Origin of the sequence: Pseudomonas sp. BT76 TE3572 (genome assembly GCF_050435365.1) — a bacterium.
Taxonomy (GTDB): Bacteria; Pseudomonadota; Gammaproteobacteria; order Pseudomonadales; family Pseudomonadaceae; genus Aquipseudomonas; species Aquipseudomonas fluorescens_W.
Map to the genome: position 1 here is coordinate 4,041,570 of NZ_JBNDKE010000001.1, position 21,567 is coordinate 4,063,136.

At 60.5% G+C, this 21,567-nt stretch carries 18 protein-coding genes; 7 read left to right on the plus strand and 11 right to left on the minus strand.

Features of this window, described 5'->3' with window-relative positions; genetic code table 11:
* Positions 1 to 59: 59 nt before the first annotated feature.
* From ABH912_RS18275 to ABH912_RS18310, 8 genes are all read right to left on the minus strand, one after another.
* Positions 60 to 1,661 (minus strand): AAA family ATPase, encoded by a 1,602-nt coding sequence (locus ABH912_RS18275; RefSeq protein ID WP_429511313.1) that lies wholly within the window; start codon positions 1,659 to 1,661, stop codon positions 60 to 62.
* Positions 1,662 to 1,671: 10 nt separating this feature from the next.
* Positions 1,672 to 2,772, minus strand: coding sequence for a 3-dehydroquinate synthase (aroB, locus tag ABH912_RS18280; protein WP_033055371.1), 1,101 nt, complete (start codon positions 2,770 to 2,772; stop codon positions 1,672 to 1,674).
* A gap of 150 nt (positions 2,773 to 2,922) precedes the next feature.
* The gene (gene aroK / locus ABH912_RS18285) at positions 2,923 to 3,441 is read right to left on the minus strand and encodes a shikimate kinase AroK (RefSeq protein WP_010464421.1); all 519 of its coding nucleotides are present in this window, start codon (positions 3,439 to 3,441) and stop codon (positions 2,923 to 2,925) included.
* A 4-nt stretch (positions 3,442 to 3,445) separates the two neighbouring features.
* Complete coding sequence (gene pilQ / locus ABH912_RS18290) at positions 3,446 to 5,533, minus strand: type IV pilus secretin PilQ (RefSeq protein ID WP_429511314.1); 2,088 nt, start codon at positions 5,531 to 5,533, stop codon at positions 3,446 to 3,448.
* Positions 5,534 to 5,546: 13 nt separating this feature from the next.
* On the minus strand, positions 5,547 to 6,074 hold the full coding sequence (locus tag ABH912_RS18295) for a pilus assembly protein PilP (RefSeq protein WP_033055368.1): 528 nt from the start codon (positions 6,072 to 6,074) through the stop codon (positions 5,547 to 5,549).
* Complete coding sequence (gene pilO, locus ABH912_RS18300) at positions 6,071 to 6,694, minus strand: type 4a pilus biogenesis protein PilO (RefSeq protein WP_033055367.1); 624 nt, start codon at positions 6,692 to 6,694, stop codon at positions 6,071 to 6,073. The genes ABH912_RS18295 and pilO overlap by 4 nt, the downstream gene beginning before the upstream one ends.
* Positions 6,691 to 7,257 (minus strand): PilN domain-containing protein, encoded by a 567-nt coding sequence (locus ABH912_RS18305; RefSeq protein WP_429511315.1) that lies wholly within the window; start codon positions 7,255 to 7,257, stop codon positions 6,691 to 6,693. The genes pilO and ABH912_RS18305 overlap by 4 nt, the downstream gene beginning before the upstream one ends.
* On the minus strand, positions 7,257 to 8,321 hold the full coding sequence (locus ABH912_RS18310) for a pilus assembly protein PilM (RefSeq protein ID WP_429511317.1): 1,065 nt from the start codon (positions 8,319 to 8,321) through the stop codon (positions 7,257 to 7,259). Before ABH912_RS18310 ends, ABH912_RS18305 begins: the two co-directional genes overlap by 1 nt.
* 218 nt (positions 8,322 to 8,539) lie before the next feature.
* Here ABH912_RS18310 and ABH912_RS18315 point away from each other — a divergent pair, with 218 nt between their 5' ends.
* Entirely contained in the window at positions 8,540 to 10,981 is a 2,442-nt protein-coding gene (locus ABH912_RS18315; RefSeq protein ID WP_429513127.1) for a penicillin-binding protein 1A, read from the plus strand.
* A gap of 164 nt (positions 10,982 to 11,145) precedes the next feature.
* Here ABH912_RS18315 and ABH912_RS18320 read toward each other — a convergent pair whose 3' ends face one another.
* From ABH912_RS18320 to rpmE, 3 genes are all read right to left on the minus strand, one after another.
* Entirely contained in the window at positions 11,146 to 12,414 is a 1,269-nt protein-coding gene (locus ABH912_RS18320; protein WP_033055361.1) for a malic enzyme-like NAD(P)-binding protein, read from the minus strand.
* 183 nt (positions 12,415 to 12,597) lie between these two features.
* Positions 12,598 to 13,398, minus strand: a complete 801-nt coding sequence (locus ABH912_RS18325) for a thermonuclease family protein (protein ID WP_429511318.1) — start codon at positions 13,396 to 13,398, stop codon at positions 12,598 to 12,600.
* Positions 13,399 to 13,412: 14 nt separating this feature from the next.
* Positions 13,413 to 13,643, minus strand: coding sequence for a 50S ribosomal protein L31 (gene rpmE, locus ABH912_RS18330; RefSeq protein ID WP_008149553.1), 231 nt, complete (start codon positions 13,641 to 13,643; stop codon positions 13,413 to 13,415).
* A 170-nt stretch (positions 13,644 to 13,813) separates the two neighbouring features.
* On the opposite strand from rpmE, the gene ABH912_RS18335 reads away from it, so the two are divergent.
* From ABH912_RS18335 to ABH912_RS18360, 6 genes are all read left to right on the plus strand, one after another.
* Positions 13,814 to 16,033 carry a primosomal protein N' gene (locus tag ABH912_RS18335; protein WP_033055356.1) on the plus strand — a complete coding sequence of 740 codons (2,220 nt, stop codon included), beginning with the start codon at positions 13,814 to 13,816 and terminating at the stop codon, positions 16,031 to 16,033.
* Positions 16,034 to 16,199: 166 nt separating this feature from the next.
* Complete coding sequence (argS, locus tag ABH912_RS18340; RefSeq protein ID WP_429511319.1) at positions 16,200 to 17,936, plus strand: arginine--tRNA ligase; 1,737 nt, start codon at positions 16,200 to 16,202, stop codon at positions 17,934 to 17,936.
* Between the two features lies 1 nt (position 17,937).
* Positions 17,938 to 18,642, plus strand: coding sequence for an SPOR domain-containing protein (locus ABH912_RS18345; RefSeq protein ID WP_033055354.1), 705 nt, complete (start codon positions 17,938 to 17,940; stop codon positions 18,640 to 18,642).
* Between the two features lie 289 nt (positions 18,643 to 18,931).
* Complete coding sequence (gene hslV / locus ABH912_RS18350) at positions 18,932 to 19,462, plus strand: ATP-dependent protease subunit HslV (RefSeq protein WP_007899242.1); 531 nt, start codon at positions 18,932 to 18,934, stop codon at positions 19,460 to 19,462.
* Between the two features lie 55 nt (positions 19,463 to 19,517).
* Positions 19,518 to 20,858: an ATP-dependent protease ATPase subunit HslU gene (hslU, locus tag ABH912_RS18355; RefSeq protein ID WP_033055353.1), complete on the plus strand. Its 1,341-nt coding sequence runs from the start codon at positions 19,518 to 19,520 to the stop codon at positions 20,856 to 20,858.
* Positions 20,859 to 21,064: 206 nt separating this feature from the next.
* Positions 21,065 to 21,445, plus strand: a complete 381-nt coding sequence (locus tag ABH912_RS18360) for a gamma-butyrobetaine hydroxylase-like domain-containing protein (RefSeq protein ID WP_033055352.1) — start codon at positions 21,065 to 21,067, stop codon at positions 21,443 to 21,445.
* The last annotated feature ends 122 nt before the right edge of the window (positions 21,446 to 21,567 follow it).

Genomic DNA, 21,567 nt, shown 5'->3' on the forward strand with positions numbered 1-21,567 from the left:
TGCGCTTGTAGAAATTTTGAGGTGCTTGGAGAGGCGGCCTGGGTAAGGCCGCCGAATCTTCAGCGAGTTGTTGCCAGTTCCTGTTGGACGCTGGCGACAGTGCGAGGCCAAGGTTTACCAGCCTGAACCTTCGCTGGCAAGGCCTTGATGGCGGTAACGGCTGCATCGCGGTTGGCGAAGTTACCGTAAGTGATGACGTAAAGCGGCTTGCCGTTGAGGACTTTCTTGAAATAACGGTACTCGCCGCCCTGCTCCTTGACGAAGGATTGTGCGGCCGCTTCGGAGCTGGTGCCGAGGATCTGCACCACGTAGTTGCTCGTCGGTTGGCCGGCGTACCAAGTGCCACCAGCGCCTTTCGCGGCAGCGGCGACTGGTTTCTCGGCTGGCTTGGCGGCAGCAACGGCGGCGGCTGGCTTGGCAGGCGCTGGGGCCGGCTTCACGGCAGGCGCTACCGGAGCTGGCTTGGCAGTCGCGACCTGAGTGGGCGCAGGAGCCGGTTTGGCAGCAGGCGTCGGTGCCGGGCCAGGCTGGATACCCGCAGGCGGCGCGGTAGTGGTCACGGTCGGCGGCGTAGCGCTCGAACCTTCGACCGGCACGCCGTCGTCGCCTTCGGTGATGCCACCGGCAGCTTCGGCCAACGGACCACGCATGACCGGCTGCGAGTTGCCGACCAGCGGCAATGGCATCGGCTGCGAGTTACCGGCGAATTCGACGGCAGGCGCGCCGCCGCTGTTAGGTTGTGGCGTGCCCTGGCCGAGCGGCAGTTGCGCCTGCTCGTTGGCAGGTGCGCCAGTGGTCGGTGCTTTGCTGCGACCCGGCATCAACCAGGCGGCGGCTACCGCGACCACGACAACGGCGGAAATCGCCAATACGTGTTTCTTCGGCATGTTGAACCCCATACTTGGACGCTTCACCGCAGAGCGGCTGGCAATCATGGCTTCGATCATTGCATCGCGGGCAACCTGGTTGATGGTGCCAGGCCAACCGTCGGAGCTTTCGTGAATATCAGAGATCTGATCTGCGGTAAAAAGTTCGATACCCCGGCCAGCGCCTTCGAGCCGCTGCTCCAGATATTCGCGGGTTTCTTCTTCGGTGTAAGGTTGCAATTCGATGACGTGGAAACGCTCTTCCTCGAGGCTCAGCGCCTCCAGTTGAGCAATCAACGACGACTCGCCGAACAGGAACACATGCGGGCGACCTTCCGGTGCACCGGCGGCCAGGGCCAGCAAGGCTTCCAGCGCGGACTCGTCGAGTTGCTCGGCGTCATCCACCAGCAGATAGACTTCCTGCCCCGTCAGGGCAAGCTGCACCACTTGAGCCAGAATCGCGCCGATCTCGGCCTGGGCGACATTCAGCGCCTGAGCCACCTGACGCAGCACGCCGGCCGAATCACCGGCGCCACGGGCGGAAACCACCACGCTCTGCACCGACTGTTTGTTGGTGCTGGCCACCAGGGCCTGACGCAACAGGGTCTTGCCACTGCCTTGCGGGCCGGTGACGACCAGCAGCAACTGACTGTAGCGTGCCAGGTGATGCAGTTGCCCCAGCACCGGTTTGCGCTGGGCCGGGAAGAATTTGAAGCCAGGCACCCGTGGAGAAAAAGGGTCATGACTCAACTGGTAATGGCCGAGGAAAGCCTCGTCGGCGTGCAAACTAGTCATCGGGATCTTATTAACCTTTAAGCTGAGCCAGAGCGCGGTAATCCGCTCCCAGCGTGGCCTGTAAAACCTCTTTCGGATAATCGTCGGTCACCACCGCTTCGCCCATGTGGCGCAGCAGCACCAGGCGCAAACGACCGTCGATCACTTTCTTGTCAATTGCCATGTGTTCGAGAAAATCGGCTTCGGTCATCTCTTCAGGCGGGATGACCGGCAGGCCGGCACGCTGGAACAGACGGATGCCGCGATCGCGCTCTTGCTCGCTGATCCAGCCAAGGCGCGTGGACATTTCCAAGGCCATTACGGTGCCAGCAGCGACCGCCTCACCATGTAGCCAGACACCATAGCCCATGTGGGTTTCGATCGCGTGGCCGAAGGTGTGACCCAGGTTGAGCGTGGCGCGGACACCGGTCTCACGTTCGTCGGCACCCACCACCGCAGCCTTGGCCGCGCAAGAGCGCTCGATGGCGTAAGTCAGGGCGACCTGGTCCAGCGCGCGCAGGCGATCAACGTTGTCTTCAAGCCAGGTCAGGAACGGCTCGTCGCAGATCAGCCCGTATTTGATGACCTCGGCAAGCCCGGCGGACAGTTCGCGGGCCGGCAGGGTATTGAGGGTAGCGGTATCAATCAGCACCACATTCGGCTGATAGAAAGCGCCGACCATGTTCTTGCCCAGCGGATGGTTGATCCCGGTCTTGCCGCCCACCGAAGAGTCGACTTGCGACAGCAGCGTGGTCGGGATCTGGATGAAATCGACACCACGCTGGTAGCAGGCGGCCGCAAAACCGGCCATGTCACCAATCACGCCGCCACCGAGGGCGATGACCGTGGTACGACGGTCGTGCCGTGCGGTCAGCAGACCGTCGAAAATCAGTTGCAGGGTTTCCCAGGTCTTGAACGCTTCGCCGTCCGGCAGCACCACGGAAACCACCGAGAACTGTGCGAGGCTGCGGGTCAGACGCTCGAGATAGAGCGGCGCAACGGTCTCGTTGGAGATAATCGCCACTTGCCGTCCGCGAATATGCGGGGCCAGCAGCTCAGGCTGATCCAACAAACCTTCGCCAATATGAATCGGGTAGCTGCGCTCGCCTAGATCGACCTTGAGTGTCTGCATGTGTCCCCACAGTGAAGATGGAATCAGGCGTCCTGCCTTGAGTTAACGAATGTCCACGGCGTCTGCTGGTTGACGCCGTTCGGTAGCCATCTGCCACAACCTTGAGCGGCCATGACAGGACGCCGAGGATAGCGCATTTCGCGCTGCGCTTTAACGGGGAGGTAGCTGCTGCAAGCGTTCGAGAATATCGAGCACCACCATTCGCGGCGGCCGCTCATCGGTTTCCACCACCAGATCGGCGATTTCCCGATAAAGCGGATCGCGGATCGCCAGCAGATCCCGGAGGGTCTTGGCCGGATCGGCAGTACGCAACAGGGGTCGATTGCGATCGCGGGACGTGCGGCCCACCTGCTGCTCGACAGACGCATGCAGATAGACCACCCGCCCGCCGGCGTGCAGCGCCCGGCGATTGGCCTCGCGCATCACCGCGCCGCCACCGGTCGCCAGCACCACGCCGTCGCAGCCACACAGCTCGGCAATCATCGCCTGCTCGCGGTCACGAAAGCCCGGCTCGCCTTCTTTATCGAAAATCCACGGGATATTGGCGCCCGTGCGCAATTCAATTTCCTTATCGGAATCTTTGAATGGCAGGCGCAGCTCTTTGGCCAGCAACCGGCCGATGGTGCTTTTTCCAGCCCCCATCGGTCCAACAAGAATCAAATTTCGCACAGAATCAATGACTCACAGCAATCGCCTGGTTATTCATGATACGCGGAGTGAGAAATACCAGCAGCTCGGATTTTTTCTCCGAAACCACGTCACGCCGGAAAAGGCGGCCAAGATACGGCACATCACCGAGAAATGGCACCTTATCTACAACCTTGCTCTGAGTATTTGAGAAAACCCCGCCAATCACGATGGTCTCGCCGTCGTTGACCAGGACCTTGGCATTGACCTCGTTTTTCTTGATCGGCGGCACATCCTGCACCTTGTTCAGGTAGTCCGGTTCGTCCTTGGTGACCTTGACCTCCATGATGATCCGGTTGTCCGGAGTGATCTGCGGCGTCACTTCCAGAGACAGCGAGGCCTCCTTGAACGACACCGAGGTAGCGCCGCTGGAGCTGGCTTCCTGATAGGGAATTTCCGTGCCCTTGAGGATTTTTGCGGTTTCCTTGTCCGACGTAACCACCTTGGGCTGCGAGACGATTTCGCCGTTGCCGGTCTTCTCCATGGCCGTCAGCTCGAGATCCAGCAGCACATTGTCGGTGATGAAGGCGATGCCAAGCCCCGAGGTGTTGGCGGCGGTGCCCATGTCGACGAACGGCGAGTTGGTGCTGGTGCTGCCAGGCGTACCGATGGTCGATGAAGCATTCGCCCCATTGCTGACGCCTGAGGTGTTCCAGTTGCCTTTGTTCTGCAACGAACCGCCCCAGCGCACGCCGAGGCTTTTGTCATAGTCGACGTTGGCTTCGACGATGCGCGCCTCGATCATCACCTGACGCACCGGGATATCCAGTTGCGCGACGATACGGCGCAGTTCGTCGAGGCGATCCTGGGTCTGGTAGGCAATGATGTTGTTGGTCCGCTCGTCCACCGTTATCGAGCCCCGCTCGTCGGCTTTTGCCTCGGCACTCGTCACTGATTGGAACAGCTTGGCGATGTCGGCAGCTTTGGCGTAGTTGACCTGCAACAGTTCCCGACGCAGGGGCGCCAGGTCGGCGATTTGCTTCTGCGACTCCAGTTCCTGACGCTCGCGGGCGGCAATTTCATCGGCCGGTGCGACCAGCAAAACGTTACCGATCTTGCGTTTATCCAGGCCCTTGGTTTTCAACACCAGATCCAGCGCCTGATCCCACGGCACGTTCTGCAAACGCAGCGTGATGCCGCCCTGCACCGTGTCGCTGGCCACCAGATTGAGGTTGGTGAAATCGGCGATCAGTTGCAGCACCGAACGCACATCGATGTCCTGGAAGTTCAGCGAGAGCTTTTCACCGGTGTAGGCGAAACGCTCGGAGTTGCGTTTCTGCAAGTCATCGACCGTCATCGGCCGGATACTGACGGTCAGCTTGTTATCGGTCTGGTAAGTCGAATAATCGAAAGCGCCGCTGGGCTCAATGCTGATCGTGGCCCGATCGCCCGTGGCGCTGGCGTTGACGAACTGCACTGGCGTGGCGAAATCCTTGACGTCCAGACGCACACGCAACGGTTCAGGCAATTGGGTCCTGGCGAAACTGACGATGATTTTGCCGTCGCGCTCCTGTATGTCCGGGGCGATGGAAGGATCCGACAGATCGATAACCACATTGCCTTCGCCCTGGGTGCCGCGCTGGAAATCCACGCCCCGGATGGCCTTGCCTACTGGCGCATAGGCTTTCGCCGGCGCTGGCGTTGCAGTCGCGGCGCGTGGCGTTTTGGGCGCCGGGCTGGAGGCCGTTTTGTTGGCGCCTTGGCCGACCACCACGAACAGCGTGTTGCCTTCGACCCGTGCGCTATACGGCGTCAACTGGGTCAGATTGATGATCAGCCGTGTACGGTCCTTGGCTTCCACCACTGTAGCGCTGCGGGCATTTCCGCCGCCCAGGTCACGATTTTTGCTTTTTAGCTGACTGACGACGCCGGGCAGATCCAGCGCAATCCGTGCAGGCGATTCCGTGGTGTAACCGTGAGGCGTCGGTGGCGGCCCATCGAACGACAACTTCAACTCGACGCGGTCCCCCGGCAGCGCGGCGACATCCAGCGCTTTGAGGTTGGCCGCTAGTACCATCGGCGACAGCAACGCTATCCATAGCGAAATACCGAAGGTTGAGAAAATCCTGTTCATTATTCGAGTTCCACTATGAGTGCTCTTTCAAAGGGATGGTCCGCGGCCGCTCCAGCCAGGCGCCTTCGCCGTCGGGAACGATTTCGACCACATCGACCTGCGAACCGCTGATGGCGACGATCCGCCCATCGTTACGCCCCAGGTAATCGCCGACTTTCAACCGATGCACCCCGCCCGCCCCGCGCAGCAGCGCAAAGGAGCCGGTCGCATTGGCGATCGTTCCGACCATTTCAAACTGCTCGATGTTGAAACCTTCGAGGTACTGCTTGACCCGATTCGGGTCAGGTTTGACGTTGCGCGAGCCGTGTTTCTGGCCGGCCAGATCAATTCTGACCTGTCGGGAAAACGGGCTTCGCAGGTTGGCGGCGCTGTAGGTGAATGTTGGGTAAGACCGAAATGTCGGCGTTGGTTCAATCTTGCCGGGCGCACGCAAACGCATTTCGTTCATGTACGCGTCCAGGTCGCTGAAGTCATTGTCACTGCCGCAACCAGCCAGGACGGCGACCAGCACAACCATCGAAAAACAACGAATCGGGCTCATTCTTCCAGCCCCTTGTCGTTGTAGCGGTAGGTCTTGGCGAGGATGCTCATGCGCAACTTCGGACCACCTTCCGGGTTGGCCGGCGCAAGGTCGAAGTCATGCAGGGTGACAATCCTTGGCAGCCCGGCGACGCCGCTGACGAAGGTGGCTAGGTCGTGATAGGCACCGGTGACGGTGATCTGGATCGGCAACTCGATGTAGAACTGCTGCGTGTTCTCCGGCAGCAGTTTGATCTCTTCGAACTCCAGGCCACTGCCCAGGCCGGTGCGAGTGATGTCCTCCAGCAGGCCGGGCACTTCGGTGTCACTGGGTAATTGCCGCAGCAGCACGCCAAAGGAGTTCTCCATTTCCTTCATCTGCTGCGTATACAGCTCCAGATTCGCCGCCATATGGGCTTTGCTGGCGAATTGCTCCTTGAGGGTCAACTCTTCCTCGCGCTTGAGATCGAGGTGGCTCTGAAGGTCGCTGATGGAAAAACTGTAGCCCAGCGAAAGCACCAGGATCATGAGCAGGAAAGCCGCCAATGCCTTGATGGCTGGCGGCCAGGAACCCATGTTATGGGTGTCCAGGTCATTGATGTCGATCTTGCGCAGGCCTTCGAACCAGTCAGGCAGCCTCATTTGCCGCCCTCCGCAGCGGCGGGCTGAGTCTGACGAACGGTCAACTGAAAGACGTTGGCCTGATCCACCTGGCCGGCGGTCGTCGCTTTGACTTCCGTCAGGGTCGGCGCATTGAACCAGTCTGACGCATCGAGATTACGCATCAGGTCCGAAACACGATTGTTGGATTCTGCCGCACCCGTGATGGAAAGGGTTTTGTCGGCCATTTTCACCTCGGTGAAGTACACCCCGTCCGGCAAGGTACGCGCTAACTGATCAAAGATCCGCCCGCTGACCGGACGGTTGCCTTGCAGGTCCTGAATGATGCGCATGCGCTCGACCAGTTGCTGGCGACGTGCCTTCAAATCGCTGATCTGGTTAATCCGCTCGTCGACCACGGCAATCTGTTTGCCAATGTAATCGTTACGAGCCACTTGCCGATCGATAGCGCCACTGATGGCCTGGTTCGCGATCAGCACCGCGCCCACGGCCCCCACCATCACAGCGCCCAGCGCCAGCAAAAAGCGTTTGCGGCGCGCTTCACGCTGCTCTTCGCGCCAGGGTAAAAGATTGATCCGCGCCATCAGTCGAAACTCCTGAGGGCCAGCCCGCAGGCGATCATCAGTGCCGGCGCATCGCTGGCCAGGGCCCCGGCGTTGACCTTGCTGCTCAGGGTCATGTCGGAGAATGGGTTGGCCACTTGCGTCGGCGTCCCCAATCGTTGCTCGATCAACCGATCCAGCCCCGGGACCGATGCGGTACCGCCGGCCAACAGAATGTGATCAACCGAGTTGTACTGACCGGAGGCGAAGAAAAACTGCAACGAACGTGACACCTGTTGCACCAGCGCATCGCGAAACGGCTGCAACACCTCACTGACGTAATCGTCCGGCAAACCACCCTGCTTCTTCGCCAGCCCCGCCTGCTCGATGGTCAGGCCATACCGTCGCTGGATTTCCTCCGTCAGTTGACGACCGCCGAACAATTGCTCGCGGGTGTAGATGATCCGCCCCTGGTGCAGCACGCTCAGGGTGGTCATGGTGGCGCCAATATCAACCACCGCTACCGTCAGGCGCTCCTGAGAAGCCGCCAGTTGGCTCGCCAGCAATCCGTAGGAACGCTCCAGCGCATAGGCCTCGACGTCGACCACGCGGGCCGTCAGGCCGGCCAGGGCCAGGGCCGCTTCCCGGACCTCGACGTTTTCCTTGCGACAGGCCGCCAGCAACACATTGACTCGCTCGGGGTTGCGCGCAGAAACGCCCTGGACCTCAAAGTCGATGGCCACTTCGTCCAATGGATAAGGGATGTATTGATCGGCCTCGATCTTCAGCTGGTTTTCCATTTCGTCGTCGGAAAGACCGGCGTCCATCTCGATGGTCTTGGTGATCACCGCCGAACCGGCCACGGCGACGGCGACGTTCCTGAGGTTGGTTCTGGCCTTGAGCAGCACGCGCGCGAGTGCCTGCCCTACGCCTTCGAGCTCGGCGATATTTTTCTCGACCACCGCGTTGGTGGGTAAAGGTTCCACCGCATAGGCCTCGACCCGATAGCGGTCGCCTTGGCGGCTTAGCTCCAGAAGCTTGACCGACGTAGAGCTGATGTCGATCCCCAGAAGCGTATTGGCCTTTTTATTGAAGAGTCCTAGCACTACCAATTCCCTATGACTATCCGTGTCTTACGGACTCTGTAATATCCATTGCGTTCAAACCACCCGTCTTGACAGCAGCGCAAATGACGCTCTCGACAGAAAAATGCTTATAATGCCCAGCGTTTTTCTCCGGTTTTTACTTCAAGCGCGGGTCGTTCCCTGTTTATCTGAACCCTGATGCCTAATTCATTCTTTGCCCTGGATGTCCAAAAGCCTTGATTCGTCTGCTGAAATTTTTCGGTTGGTCCATCGTCGCCGTTTTCTGCGGACTGCTCCTCGGTCTTAGCGGCGCCTTTCTCTACCTTAGTCCGGGTTTGCCGTCCGTGGAGGCTCTGAGAAGCATCCAGTTGCAGATTCCTTTGCGGGTCTACAGCAGCGACAACAAGCTGATCGCAGAATTTGGCGAAATGCGCCGCACACCGATCCGGTTCGCCGACATTCCCCCCAATTTCATTAATGCGTTACTAAGTGCTGAAGACGACAACTTCGCCAATCACTACGGTGTCGACCCCAGCAGCCTGATGCGCGCGGCCACCCAGTTGGTAAAAAGCGGACACATTCAGTCCGGCGGCAGCACCATCACCATGCAGGTGGCGAAGAACTTCTTCCTGACCAGCGAACGCAGCTTCTCGCGAAAAACCACCGAAATTCTCCTGGCCCTGCAGATTGAACGGCAGCTGACCAAGGACGAGATTCTTGAGCTGTACGTCAACAAAATCTATCTGGGCAACCGCGCCTACGGTATCGAAGCCGCCGCACAGGTTTACTACGGCAAGTCGATTCGTGACGTCAGCCTCGCGCAGATGGCGATGATCGCGGGTCTGCCGAAAGCCCCCTCGCGCTTCAACCCGCTGGCCAATCCGGCCCGCAGCAAGGAACGTCGCGACTGGATCCTTGGGCGCATGTACAAGCTCGGCAAAATCACCGAAGCCGACTACACCACCGCGATCAACGAGCCGCTGAACGCCAGTTATCACGTGCCGACCCCGGAAGTGAATGCGCCGTACATCGCTGAAATGGCCCGCGCCGAAATGGTCGGCCGTTATGGCAGCGACGCCTATACCGAGGGTTTCCGCGTCACCACCACGGTGCCGAGCAACCTGCAGGAAATGGCCAACACCGCGGTTCACGAAGGGTTGATGACCTACGACCAGCGTCACGGTTATCGCGGCCCGGAGTCGCGCCTGCCGGGCAAGACTCGCGAGGCCTGGACAATCGAGCTGACCAAGCAACGCACCATCAGCAGCCTTGAACCTGCCATCGTCACCCAGGTCGACAAGACCGGCCTGCAAGTGATGACCCGTACCGGTGAGGAACACGTCGGCTGGGACAGCATGAAATGGGCGCGTCCGTTCCTGAATACCAACAGCATGGGCGCCAATCCGAAGCAGCCTTCGGACGTCGCCCAGGTCGGCGACCTGATTCGTGTGCAACGCCAGCCGGACAACTCGCTGAAATTCAGCCAGATCCCGCAAGCTCAGGGCGCGCTGGTTTCCCTCGATCCGCAGAACGGTGCCATTCGCTCCCTGGTCGGCGGCTTCGCCTTTGAACAGAGCAACTACAACCGCGCCATGCAGGCCAAGCGCCAGCCGGGTTCGAGTTTCAAGCCGTTCGTCTACAGCGCCGCACTGGATAACGGCTACACCGCCTCCAGCCTGGTGAACGACGCACCGATCGTGTTCGTCGACGAGTACCTGGACAAGGTGTGGCGTCCAAAGAACGATACCAACACGTTCCTCGGCCCGATCCGCTTGCGTGAAGGCCTGTACAAGTCTCGTAACCTGGTTTCGATCCGGTTGGTACAAGCCATGGGCGTTGGCAAGACCATCGATTACATCACGCGCTTTGGCTTCAACAAGCAGGACCTGCCGCCCAACCTGTCACTGGCCTTGGGCACCGCGACGCTGACGCCAATGGAAATCGCCACCGGCTGGAGCACTTTCGCCAACGGCGGCTACAAGATCACCCCTTACATCATCGACAAGATCGAAAGCCGCAATGGCGACACGCTGTTCGTCGCCAACCCGCCGAGTGTCCCGAAAGGCACCGTCGCGACCGATGGCATCGCCGCCCCTGTCGTGGCCAACGCCTTCACCGTCAACGCAACCCCGGGCGAAGCCTTGACCGCCCAGCCAGCGCCACAAACGCCGGCCGTGGCCGAGCGCGTCGTTGATGGTCGCACCACGTTCATCCTCAACAGCATGCTCGAGGATGTGATCAAACTCGGCACCGGGCGCCGCGCCCTGGCCTTGGGCCGCAGCGACATTGCGGGCAAGACCGGTACCACCAACGAATCCAAGGACGCCTGGTTCTCTGGGTACAACGCCGATTATGTGACCACTGTCTGGACCGGTTTCGACCAGCCTGAAAGCCTGGGTCGCAAGGAGTTCGGCGGTACCGTCGCCCTGCCGATCTGGATGAACTACATGGGCGCCGCACTCAAAGGCCTGCCGCCACATACGCAGCCAGAGCCGGAAGGCATTCTCAGTCTCCGAGTCGACCCGGTCAGCGGCCGTGCAGCTAGCCCAGGCACGCCAGGCGCCTACTTCGAGCTGTTCAAGGTCGAAGACACGCCACCGTCGGCGAACGAGCTGGGCAACGGCACTGCGCCGGGCAGCCCACTGCCAGCGGATGAAGCGGCGCCGATCGATTTGTTCTGATCACCTGAAGCTGCAAAAAGCCCCGCCTTCGAAAGAAGAGCGGGGCTTTTTGTTGCGTGCCAGTAGCTCGCGAAGAGGCCAGCACAACCGCTGCAAAACCCACCGGTAATAAAAAAGCCCCGACTCGCAAGAGCCGGGGCCTTTGATTGAAGCGCTACAACGACTTAGCCGTTGAACACGTCATCCACGCTTTTCAGCGGGTAGTTCTTCGGATACGGCAGGGTCGCTACGCCGGTCTCGATCGCAGCCTTGGCCACGGCATCGGAGATCACGGTGATCAGACGGGCATCCATTGGTTTCGGAATGATGTACTCACGACCGAATTCCAGTTTGATGCCGCCGTAGGCGTCGCACACTTCCTGAGGAACCGGCAGCTTGGCCAGTTCACGCAGGGCGTTGGCTGCAGCCACTTTCATTTCTTCGTTGATGCGCTTGGCGCGGACGTCCAGGGCACCACGGAAGATGAACGGGAAGCCCAGCACGTTGTTGACCTGGTTCGGGTAGTCCGAACGGCCGGTCGCCATGATCACGTCGTCACGGGTGGCGTGAGCCAGTTCCGGGGAGATTTCCGGATCAGGGTTGGAGCACGCGAACACGATCGGGCTGGCCGCCATGGACTTCAGGCCTTCAGCGCTCAGCAGGTTCGGGCCGGACAGGCCAACGAACACGTCCGCGCCTTTCAGGGCGTCGGCCAGTGTGCGTTTTTCAGTCGCGTGAGCGAAAACAGCCTTGTACTGGTTCAGGTCGTCACGGCCGGAGTGGATCACGCCGGTACGGTCAACCATGAAGATATTTTCGATGTTGGCACCCATGCTCACCAGCAATTTCATGCAGGAGATGGCGGCAGCACCGGCGCCCAGGCAGACGATCTTGGCGTCAGCGAGGGTTTTGCCTGCGATTTCCAGGGCGTTGATCATGCCGGCCGCAGTAACGATCGCGGTGCCGTGCTGGTCATCGTGGAATACCGGAATGTCGCACTGCTCGATCAGAGCACGTTCGATCTCAAAGCACTCAGGTGCCTTGATGTCTTCCAGGTTGATGCCACCGAAGGTGATGGAGATGCGCTTGACGGTGTCGATGAAGGCTTGCGGGCTTTCGGAGTCGACTTCGATGTCGAAAACGTCAATGCCGGCGAAGCGCTTGAACAGCACGCCTTTACCTTCCATGACTGGCTTGGAAGCCAATGGGCCGAGGTTACCCAGGCCGAGAATTGCGGTGCCATCGGAAATGACTGCAACCAGATTGCCCTTGCCGGTGTACTTGTAGGCGAGTTCAGGGTCGCGGGCGATTTCGCGGACTGGTTCGGCTACACCGGGGCTGTAGGCCAGCGACAGGTCGCGGGCGGTAGCGGTGGCTTTGGTGAGCTCGACGCTCAGCTTCCCTGGACGAGGATGGGCATGATATTCGAGAGCGGCAGTTTTCAAATCAGACATAGGGGCATTCCGCTTTTTACTGTGGGACAGACGGACCGCCGAGGATACTCGTGTCGCAAAGTCCCTACAAGACTGACCGGTCACCCCTGTCAAGCACCCGGCCCTACGACTTTGGACCAAGAGCCACGGAACACAAGGGATTGACTGTTCACAATCCACATTAAAAATGTCTACAATTTTTTATCACTGTGCCATCTGAAGCATCGCCGGGTCGGTCAATGGCAAAAGCCAGCGCGCCTGCCCTTCTTTCAGTCCGCCGCGCCGCGAACGGTCCAGCACCCAGCCTCGGGCCTCGATCTGCCTGCCCTTCAGCCGCTCGAGATTCGCAACATCAAACCGACCCAACAAATTGGGTGCAACGCGCAGTACAACCGAATCCTGCAACTCGATCCAAACCCCGCCGCGATTGCGTTGAACCTTGCTCACACGACCGCTGAGCACAGCGAAGCCGGAAGTGCTGATCTGCTCCGCTTTCAGCACAGGGGATTGACGCCACAACCCGAGTCCGGCCTGACGGGCACTGTGTTCCGCCGCTTGCTGGCAGTCGACCAGATCGACATTCGGCGCGACCGCTACCTGGAAACCGAGTCCTTCAGCGAGCATCAGCGCTTCAAGGTTGGCGCCATCGGCGCTGTAGACATGGGCCAAGGTGCGACCGTAATGATCTTTGCTTTCTTTACCGGGCAGTAAACCCACCCGCCCGTCGCTGGCGGCCACCAGAGCCTCCAGACGTTGGCGCGCAACCACCGCGAACGGTTCGTCGGAGCGGCCTTTCTTGCCCAGCTCCGGCGTATTCAAACCGATCATGCGCACGCTGCGGCCATCGCTCAGGCGCAGCGTGTCGCCATCCACCACCCGTTGCACCACAACGGGTGTCAGCCCGCTCGGCGCCGGACAGAAGGCCTGGGCACCGGAAAGCCAAATCGCAGACACAAAAAAGGCGCCCGCAAGGGACGCCTTTTTCATCAGCAAGGAAAAGCCCATGGGGCTTTCGAACCTTACTCTGCTGCAGCAGCAGGTTTCTTGCCGAAAGCACCGAAACGGTCTGCGAAGCGCTGTACACGGCCGCCAGTATCCAGAGTCTTCTGCTTACCGGTGTAGAACGGGTGGCACTCGTTGCATACGTCAGTACCCAGTGGCTTGCACAGGTTCGAACGAGTTTCGAACTTGTTGCCGCAGCTGCAAGTTACTTCGATGGTTTCGTACGCTGGATGGATATCGGCTTTCATGGTGTATTCCTCAGGCTAGTGTGCCGCCACTCAACACTATTGTTGAATACCGCACATAATTAGGCCGCGGATTCTACCAGACCTTTGCAATCACGCAAGCTGTCCCTTACACCAGTCGTCTGCTAGGCTCCCGGCCTTCTTCACCGCCCCATCATCGAGAAAACAACCGCGTGCCCGACGCCATTTTGCGCCTCGCCCTGCCTTCGCCCCTGCGCCGTCTGTTCGATTACCGTGCCCCGGCCGGGGTCCTGCGTGCCCAGTTGCAGCCGGGCATGCGCCTGCGGGTGCCGTTCGGCCGACGGGAGATGATCGGGATTCTGGTGGAGGTCACCGACACCAGCGAAGTGCCGGTAGAAAAGCTCAAGCCGGCCCTGGCCCTGCTCGATGCCACGCCACCACTGCCTCCCGCGCTGTTCAAACTGTGCCTGTGGACCTCCCAGTATTACCAGCACAGCCTCGGCGACACGTTGAGCTGGGCGCTGCCGGTGTTGCTGCGCCAGGGTGAACTGGCCGAAGCACGGCAGGAACGCTTCTGGTCCGCCGCGCCCGGTGCCAGCCTTGATGACCCGCGCATCGCTCGCGCCCCGCGTCAACGGGAGGCCCTGGCGACCCTGGCCCAGCATCCCCACGGCGTCGCCCATCAGTTGTTGAGCAAACTGATGCTGAGCAAGGACAGCCTGGATTTGCTGCTGGCCAAGGATCTGGTGCAAGTCGAAATCCGCAAGCACGCCCCCGACGCCCGCCACGAACACTGGCTGGCGCAGCCGGAACTGCCGCTCAACCCGGAGCAGCGTGCGGCCTATGAGGCGATTCGCGCCGGCTTCGACAGCTATCACGCGTTTCTGCTGGCCGGCGTCACCGGCAGCGGCAAGACCGAAGTCTATTTGCAACTGATCCGCGAAACCCTCGAGGCCGGCAAGCAAGCGCTGGTGCTGATCCCGGAGATCAACCTCGGCCCGCAGACCCTGGCGCGTTTCGAGCAGCGTTTCAATGCACGCATCGCGCTGATCCACTCGGCGGTCAACGACCGCGAACGCCTGGAAGCCTGGCTCGCCGCCCGGGACGGTGACGCCGACATTATTATCGGCACCCGTTCGGCGCTGTTCACGCCGATGAAGAACCCCGGCCTTATCATCATCGATGAAGAGCACGACGGTTCCTATAAACAGCAAGAAGGCCTGCGCTATCACGCCCGCGACTTGGCACTGGTGCGCGCACGCCAGGAAAACATCCCGATTGTCCTCGGCTCTGCCACGCCTTCGCTGGAAAGCCTGCACAACGCCTACACCGGTCGTTATGGCCTCCTGCGATTAAACGAGCGTGCCGGTGGCGCCAAACAACCGCGCTTCCTGCGCCTGGACGTGAAAAGCCGTCCACTGGACAGCGGCATTTCCGGGCCGATGCAGCAGGCCATCGGTCAGACGCTGGCCGCTGGCCAACAAGTGCTGGTGTTCCTCAACCGTCGCGGCTTTGCCCCGACCTTGCTATGCCACGACTGCGGCTGGATGTCCGAGTGCCAGCGCTGCGATGCGCGCATGACCGTGCACCAGCGCTCCGGTGAACTGCGTTGTCACCATTGCGGCTACGTCGAACGTGTCCCTCGGCATTGCCCGAAATGCGGCAAAGTCGATTTGCGGCCTGTCGGCGCCGGCACCGAACGCGCAGAGGAACGGCTGGGGATTCTATTCCCGGACGTCCCGGTGCTGCGGGTCGACCGCGACAGCACTTCGCGCAAAGACGCCATGAATCAGCTGTTCGCGACCATTCAGAAAGGCCAGCCGTGCATTCTGGTGGGCACGCAAATGCTTGCCAAAGGGCACCACTTTCCACGGGTGACTTTGGTGTCGATTCTCGATGCCGACGGCGGGCTGTTTTCCGGCGACTTCCGCGCCAGCGAGCGCATGGCGCAGTTGATCGTCCAGGTTGCCGGGCGCGCGGGCCGGGCTGAAGAGCCGGGCAAAGTGATCATCCAGACCCACTTGGCCGACCATCCGCTGCTGGTGCAACTGACTGAACAGGGCTATTTCGCCTTTGCCGAACAGGCGTTGAGCGAACGTCGCTCGGCGGGGTTACCACCGTTTGCGCACTTGGCGCTGCTGCGGGCCGAAGCGCACAAACCGGGGCAAGCTGAAGGTTTTCTTGATGAGGCGTGCAGCGAGGCCGAGCGTTTGCTGGCCGAGCAGAACCTGACCGGGATTGAACTGCTAGGGCCGGTACCTGCTCCGATGGAACGCCGGGCCGGGCGTTATCGTGCGCAGTTGTTACTGCAAGCGACGGCCCGGGCGCCGTTGCACCGACTATTAAGCAGCTGGCTGCTGGTGTTGGAGCAGATGCCGAGTGGGCGGGCGGTGCGTTGGTCTTTGGATGTCGACCCTGTCGATCTGTATTGATTTAGAGATCGCCTTCGCGAGCCTGCTCGCGAAGAGGCCCGAATAGTCACCACATATCCATAACCTGCCCGGTATAGTTGGCAAGCCCGTCTTCGCAACGGATAATGCCCAGTTTTTCCACTAGCGCATCCAGGCGCCGCCGCGCTTGCGGTCGAAAGAGAACACCATGAAAGACACCATTCGCCAGCTGATCCAACAAGCCATCACCCAACTCGTCAACGAAGGTGTGTTGCCTGAAGGCCTGTCGCCGGCGATCCAGGTGGAAAACTCCCGTGACAAGACTCACGGCGATTTCGCCAGCAACATCGCAATGATGCTGGCCAAACCGGCCGGCATGAAGCCGCGTGACCTGGCAGAGAAAATCATCGCTGCGCTGCCGGCTGACGAAAACGTCACCAAGACCGAAATCGCCGGCCCTGGCTTCCTGAACTTCTTCCAGAACACCCAAGCCCTGGCCACTCGCCTGGACGCCGCCCTGGCCGACGCCCACATCGGCGTGCGCAAGGCCGGCCCGGTGCAGCGCACTGTCGTCGACCTGTCGGCACCGAACCTGGCCAAAGAGATGCACGTTGGCCACTTGCGCTCGACCATCATCGGTGACGGCGTAGCGCGGGTGCTGGAGTTCCTCGGCGACGAAGTGATCCGTCAGAACCACGTCGGCGACTGGGGCACCCAGTTCGGCATGCTGATGGCGTACCTTCAGGAAAACCCGATCACCAGCGACGAGCTGTCGGACCTGGAAAACTTCTACCGCGCCGCCAAGCAACGCTTCGATGAATCCGAAGAGTTCGCAGATCGCGCCCGTGGTCTGGTGGTCAAGCTGCAAGCCGGCGACCCGGACTGCCTGGCGCTGTGGACCAAGTTCAAAGACATCTCGCTGTCGCACTGCCAGAAAATCTACGAACTGCTGAACGTCAAACTGACCATGGCCGACGTGATGGGCGAAAGCGCCTACAACGACGACCTGATCAACGTGGTCAACGACCTCAAGACCGCTGGCCTGCTGATCGAGAGCAACGGCGCCCAGTGCGTGTTCCTCGACGAATTCAAAAACGCTGATGGCGACCCGCTGCCGGTGATCATCGTCAAGGCTGACGGCGGCTACCTCTACGCCACCACCGACCTGGCGGCCGTGCGTTACCGCAGCGGCAAGCTGAAGGCTGATCGCGCGCTGTACTTCGTCGACCAACGTCAGGCCCTGCACTTCCAGCAAGTGTTCCAGGTCGCGCGTCTGGCCGGCTTCGTGACGCACCCGATGGACATGGAACACATGGGCTTCGGCACCATGAACGGCGCCGATGGCCGTCCGTTCAAAACCCGTGACGGCGGCACCGTGAAGCTGATCGACCTGCTGACCGAAGCCCAGGAGCGCGCCTACAACCTGGTGAAAGAAAAGAACCCGGAACTGGCTGAAGACGAACTGCGCAACATCGCCAAGGTCGTGGGCATTGGCGCGGTGAAATACGCCGACTTGTCCAAGCATCGCACCAGCGACTACAGCTTCAACTTCGACCTGATGCTGAACTTCGAAGGCAACACCGCGCCGTACCTGCTGTACGCCTACACCCGCGTGGCCGGCGTGTTCCGCAAACTCGGCAAGGACTTCAGCGAAGTCGAAGGCCAGATCGTCCTCGAAGCACCGCACGAACACGAATTGGCGGCGAAGCTCGCGCAGTTCGGCGAAGTGCTGAACAACGTTTCCGACAAAGGCACGCCGCACATCCTGTGCACCTACCTGTACGATGTTGCCGGCCTGTTCTCCAGCTTCTACGAGAACTGCCCGATCCTCAGCGCCGACACCCCGGCGCAAATGCAGAGCCGTCTGCGCCTCGCCGCGCTGACCGGCCGCACTCTCAAGCAAGGCCTGGAACTCTTGGGTCTGGAAACTCTGGAGCGTATGTAAGTTGGCTGCCAAGAAAAAACCTGCACCCAAGCGTGGCGCCAGCCGTTACCAAGCTCCTGCAAAACAACCGATCCCGGGTTGGCTGTGGATGGCCATCGGCCTGACGGTCGGCGCGTTTATTGTGTTCCTGATGAAGCTGGAACCGGGCAAGGGCAGCGAGAGCGTCAAGCGCGAGAAGATCGAGCAGCAGAAAGCCAAGATCGTCGAGGCCAACAAGACCCCGCCGAGCCCGACTCAACCGGTGAAGCCGAAGTACGACTTCTACACGTTGCTGCCGGAATCGGAAGTCATCGTGCCGCCGGATGCCGTGCCGGAGAAAACCCTGCCGACGCCACAAGTGCCGGCCATTCCGACGACGCCGGTCACACCAGAGCAAGCGGCGAAGATCGATACCGCGCGGGCTCAGGCCGCACTGGCCGGGATTACCCCGCCGCCAGCGCCACCGGTGTCCAAAGCGGCGCCAGTGACCAAGTTCTTCCTGCAGGCCGGTTCGTTCCGCAAGGAGGCGGATGCGGACAAGGTTCGGGCGCAGATCATATTGCTCGGCCAGGCTGTGGCGGTTGAATCCGGCACCGTGAAGGACGAAACCTGGTATCGGGTATTGGTCGGACCGTTCAGCAACCGCGAACAGCTAACCACCGCCCAGAAACAACTGGCCGGTAGCGGGTTCAGCAACCTGTTGTTACAACAACGCCAAAGCCGCTGACCTAGCAGAAACAACCTGCTTTTGTGGCGAGGGAGCTTGCTCCCGTTCGGCTGCGCAGCAGTCGTAAACCCGGCTACCGCAGTCTGTCTGACGGACCGCAGTGCCCGGGTTTGGGAGTGCTGCGCACTCCAGCGGGAGCAAGCTCCCTCGCCACAAGGATTCACTTACATCCTCCTTCGCGAACGACACACCGCTCGTCCCCTCTCCCTCTACGCAGTTGAAATACGCTCCACCACCCCCATATGAGTTGGCATAAGGCATTTTCGCCCCGCTGCGTGGAGACTCTCCCTTGACCACCATCGTTTCAGTTCGCCGCCACGGCAAAGTCGTCATGGGCGGCGACGGCCAGGTTTCTCTCGGCAATACCGTGATGAAAGGCAACGCGAAGAAAGTTCGCCGCCTGTACCACGGCCAGGTGATCGCCGGCTTTGCCGGGGCCACCGCTGACGCCTTTACCCTCTTCGAGCGTTTCGAAGGCCAGCTTGAGAAACATCAGGGCCACCTGGTTCGCGCCGCTGTCGAACTCGCCAAAGAATGGCGCACTGACCGCTCCCTCAGCCGCCTCGAGGCCATGCTCGCGGTCGCGAACAAAGACGCTTCTCTGATCATCACCGGCAACGGCGACGTGGTCGAACCTGAAGAAGGTCTGATCGCCATGGGCTCCGGTGGCGGTTACGCCCAGGCTGCCGCCAGCGCGCTGCTGAAGAAAACCGATCTGTCGGCCCGGGAAATCGTCGAAACCGCCCTCGGCATCGCCGGCGACATCTGTGTATTCACCAACCACACCTTCACCATTGAGGAGCAGGACCTCGCTGAGTAAGCCTGTTTTGGCCACCACGCCACGGCTCACTTTTACCTGAGGACCGCCAATTACTATGTCCATGACTCCCCGTGAAATCGTCCACGAACTCAATCGCCATATCATCGGCCAGGACGATGCCAAGCGCGCCGTCGCCATCGCGCTGCGTAACCGCTGGCGCCGGATGCAGCTGCCTGAAGAGCTGCGCGTTGAAGTCACGCCAAAAAACATCCTGATGATCGGCCCGACCGGTGTCGGTAAAACCGAGATCGCTCGTCGCCTGGCGAAACTGGCCAACGCGCCGTTCATCAAGGTCGAAGCGACCAAGTTCACCGAAGTCGGCTACGTCGGCCGCGACGTTGAATCGATTATTCGTGACCTGGCCGACGCAGCGATCAAGCTTCTGCGCGAACAGGAAATGACCAAGGTTCGCCACCGCGCCGAAGACGCCGCCGAAGAACGCATCCTCGACGCCCTGCTGCCACCGGCACGCATGGGCTTCAGCAGCGACGACGCCGCACCGTCGGCCGACTCCAACACCCGTCAGCTGTTCCGCAAGCGCCTGCGCGAAGGTCAGCTGGATGACAAAGAGATCGAAATCGAAGTCGCCGAAGTGACCGGTGTCGATATCTCCGCGCCGCCGGGCATGGAAGAGATGACCAACCAGTTGCAGAGCCTGTTCGCCAACATGGGCAAAGGCAAACGCAAGAGCCGCAAGATCAAGGTCAAGGAAGCACTGAAACTGGTGCGTGACGAAGAAGCCGGTCGCCTGGTCAACGAAGAAGAGTTGAAGGCCAAGGCGCTGGAAGCCGTCGAGCAGCACGGCATCGTGTTCATCGACGAAATCGACAAGGTCGCCAAGCGCGGCAACTCCGGTGGCATTGACGTCTCCCGTGAAGGCGTACAGCGCGACTTGCTGCCGCTGATCGAAGGCTGCACCGTCAACACCAAACTGGGCATGGTCAAGACCGACCACATCCTGTTCATCGCGTCCGGTGCGTTCCACCTGAGCAAGCCGAGCGATCTGGTGCCTGAGCTGCAAGGTCGCCTGCCGATTCGTGTCGAACTCAAGGCGCTGACGCCTGAAGATTTCGAACGCATTCTCAGCGAACCGCACGCATCGCTCACCGAGCAGTATTGCGCACTGCTGAAAACCGAAGGCCTGGTGATCGAGTTCCAGCCGGACGGTATCAAGCGCATTGCCGAGATCGCCTGGCAGGTCAACGAGAAGACCGAGAACATCGGTGCCCGTCGCTTGCACACGCTGCTTGAGCGTCTGCTTGAAGAGGTGTCGTTCAGCGCCGGTGATCTGGCCAGCGCCCACGATGACAAGGCGATCCTGATCGACGCCGATTACGTCAACAGCCACTTGGGCGAATTGGCGCAGAACGAAGACCTGTCCCGTTATATCCTGTAGGTCACCTACTGTGTGAGCGGGCTTCTGTGGCGAGGGAGCTTGCTCCCGCTGGGTCGCGAAGCGGCCCCAAAATCAGCGAATGCGGTTTATCAGCAAGACCGCATTCGCCGGATTTACGACTGCTGCGCAGCCGAGCGGGAGCAAGCTCCCTCGCCACAGGATCACCCGCCAACACAGGGCCTCCATTCTGACGGACGACCGGCCCCATGACGACCCAACTCCCCACCGATATCAAACTGCACAAAGCCTCGAAAACCCTGTCGCTGAAATACGCGTCCGGCGAGGAACATCACCTGCCCGCCGAGTTCCTGCGCGTGCACTCTCCTTCCGCCGAGGTCCAGGGCCACGGCAAACCTATCCTGCAATTTGGCAAGATCGGCGTAGGCCTGACCAAGGTAGAACCGGCCGGTCAGTACGCACTGAAATTGACCTTCGACGACGGCCATGACAGCGGCCTGTTCACCTGGGAATATCTGTACCAGTTGGGCGTGCGCCAAGAGGATCTCTGGAACGATTATCTTGCCGAACTAAAAGCCGCCGGAAAGACCCGCGATCCGAACGAGTCCATCGTCAAGCTGATGCTCTAAATCAGGCCTTTCGCTCATTAGAAGGCATTTTCTAATTCCATCTGTTTGAATGCTCCGCTTCCGGGCCGACGATTGGCCTGCTTGCGAAAAAAATTAAACTCGGGTAACCAATGGAGCTGGCA